This is a genomic window from Actinomycetospora sp. (assembly GCF_055612215.1).
This window is the reverse complement of sequence record NZ_JBVPVA010000420.1, coordinates 1-1,948: the sequence shown is the minus strand read 5'-3', so window position 1 is coordinate 1,948 and position 1,948 is coordinate 1. Positions and strand designations below refer to the sequence as shown.

At 72.2% G+C, this 1,948-nt stretch carries 2 protein-coding genes; one reads left to right on the top strand and one right to left on the bottom strand.

Annotation, left to right across the window (positions count from 1 at the left end; all coding sequences use genetic code 11):
- Positions 1–484, bottom strand: a 484-nt coding sequence (locus tag AC0CYZ_RS11910) for a TetR/AcrR family transcriptional regulator (RefSeq protein WP_472215532.1), incomplete at its 3' end; no start/stop codon positions are given.
- 91 nt (positions 485–575) lie between these two features.
- Between AC0CYZ_RS11910 and AC0CYZ_RS11905 the strand changes: the two genes are divergently transcribed.
- Positions 576–1,948: CocE/NonD family hydrolase (locus AC0CYZ_RS11905; RefSeq protein ID WP_472215530.1), on the top strand; the 1,373-nt coding region annotated here is incomplete at its 3' end.

Sequence of the window (1,948 nt, the reverse complement as noted above, 5' to 3'; positions counted from 1 at the left end):
TGACCAGCATCTCGATGGCCAGGCGGGGGTAGACGGTGGCCGGGAGCTCGCCGCGGTCGACGGCGCGGGTGATCATCTGCGTGGAGAGCGCGGAGCGGGATGCCCAGTAGTGGTCCCGGGCCCTTCGGGTGTCGGGATCGTCCCCGGCGACGGCGAGCGTGCGCTCGAGGGCGTGACCGACGGGCGTGGCGAGGAACTCGGCGAGGTCGACGGCGTAGGCGACCAGGTCGTCGCGCAGGCTCCCCGTGTCGGGCACCCGGAGCTGCTCGGTGGCGTCGAGCAGCGCGTCGATCAGCAGGTTCTCCCGGGTTCCCCAGCGGCGGTAGATCGACGTCTCGGCGACCTCGGCCCGCACCGCGATCTCCGAGACCTTGAGGCTCTCGAGCCCCCGGGCCAGGAGAAGCTCGAGCGTGGCCTCGAGGACCGCCGCACGCACCCGCGCCGATCGACCTCCCGGACGACGCCGCACCCCCGGATCGCTCACGTCACCACCATAAAGCAAGTCCTCTTGCGATTACGGCCCGGAGAGCACACACTCCTGAGGCCAGCCGACTGGCCTTTGCAGGAGGAAACCGATGCAGATCGATCGCGACGTCGCGGTCCCCACCCGGGACGGCTCGGTCGTCGTCGCCGATGTCTTCCGGCCCGACGGCGACGAGCCGGTCCCCGTCATCGCCTCGATCGGCCCGTACGGCAAGGACGTGCACTGGCCCGACCGTTACCCGCTCTACGAGCTGGTGGACAACAACGAGCACATGGTCTGGGAGACCCCGAACCCGGAGTGGTGGGTGCCGCACGGCTACGCCCTGGTGCGCATCGACACCCGCGGCACGGGTCAGTCGCCCGGCCGGCTGGACCTCTACGGGCCGCGCGACGCCGAGGACTTCCACGACGTCGTCGAGTGGATCGCCGAACAGCCCTGGTGCACCGGCAAGGTCGCCTCCAGCGGCATCTCGTGGCTGGCGATGATGGGCTGGCGCGTCGCGGCGCTGCAGCCGCCCCACCTCGCCGCGGTGATCGCCTGGGAGGGCTCCAGCGACTTCTACCGCGAGTGCGCCTACCAGGGCGGCCTCTACTCGAACGGCTTCATCGACTTCTGGTGGGCCCGCCAGATCGAGCCGCAGCGCACCGGCGACGACGGCGACGACTGGCGCGAGGTGCTCCCACAGCACCCGCTGCTCGACGAGTACCACCACGCCCGCGCCACCGACCTCGACCGCGTCACGGTGCCCGTCCTGTCCGCGGCCAACTGGGGAGCGCTGCACCTCCACCTGCGGGGCAACATCGAGGGTTGGCGCCGGGCGGCGTCGCGGGACAAGTGGCTCGTCGTGCACACCGGCACCCACATCGACCCCTACTACGCGGACTGGGCCCAGGAGCTGCAGCTGCGGTTCCTCGACCGGTACCTCAAGGACCAGCCCGAGCGCATGGCGGACGACCCGCCGGTCCGGCTCGCGATCCGCCACGGCCGGGACGTCGTCTGGCGCGACGCCCCCGACTTCCCGCTGCCCGGGACCCGGTGGCAGGAGCTCCACCTGGGCGAGCACACCCTCGAATGGTCCCCGCCGGACGCGGCCGCCACGGTCGCCTACCCCGCGAGCTTCGACACCGCGCCCGCGACGGAGACCCTCGAGCTCACCGGGCCGGTCGCACTGCGGCTGTGGCTCTCGGCCGACCAGGACGACCTCGACGTCTTCGCCCGCCTGCAGCACCTGGACGCCGACGGCGAGCCGATCCCCGCGGTCGGGCCCCAGGGCCAGCCGGTCCCGATGGCGATGGGCTGGCTCAAGGCCTCCCACCGGGAGACCGACCCGGAACGCTCCGAGCCGTACCGGCCCTGGCATCCCCACGACCACGCCGTCCCGCTGACCCCCGGCGAGCCGACCCTGCTCGAGGTCGAGATCTGGCCGACCAGCATCACCCTCGCGCCCGGTGAACGCCTGCGCCT